Source organism: Oleiphilus sp. HI0132, assembly GCF_001635845.1.
Genome location: NZ_LWGJ01000842.1, coordinates 1 through 601, shown reverse-complemented (window position 1 = coordinate 601; position 601 = coordinate 1). Strand labels below are relative to the sequence as shown.

Here is a 601-nt window from a genome sequence, read left to right as displayed (position 1 = left end):
GGCAGTGTTTCCGCCGCCAACTACACAAACAGTCTGGTTGCGGTAGAAGAATCCGTCACAAGTTGCACAGGCGCTGACCCCTTTGCCGGCAAACGTTTCTTCGGACTCTAGGCCCAAATACATCGCTGAAGCACCGGTGGCGATAATGAGTGCGTCACAAGTATATTCACCAGAATCGCCCGTTAAGCGAAAAGGTTTTTGGCTTAGTTCTGCTTTATTGATGTGATCATAAATAACCTCTGTTTCGAAGCGCTCGGCATGCTGCTGCATTCTTTGCATTAATTCAGGACCTTGAACGCCCTCAGCATCTCCAGGCCAGTTATCGACGTCGGTTGTTTGCGTCAATTGTCCGCCTGCCTGCATTCCTGTAATCACAACTGGGTTCAGGTTGGCGCGTGCTGCATAGACTGCAGCTGTATAGCCTGCAGGGCCTGAGCCAAGAATAATGACTTTGGAGTGTTTTGCTTCGCTCATGAGAAATGTCCTTCAACGATAAGTGTTTAAACTGGTACTAAATAATGTTGTGCAAAAATGCTGCTCAGCAAGCTCTATAGGTCGTGGCTACAGATATAGGGGCTCGCAGAATAATAAACTGTTAATG

General features: G+C 47.8%; 1 protein-coding gene. It reads right to left on the bottom strand.

The window, feature by feature from the left end; genetic code table 11:
* The coding region (locus A3766_RS09580) for an FAD-dependent oxidoreductase (RefSeq protein WP_156508835.1) at positions 1–474 on the bottom strand (474 nt) is incomplete at its 3' end.
* Positions 475–601 lie beyond the last annotated feature (127 nt).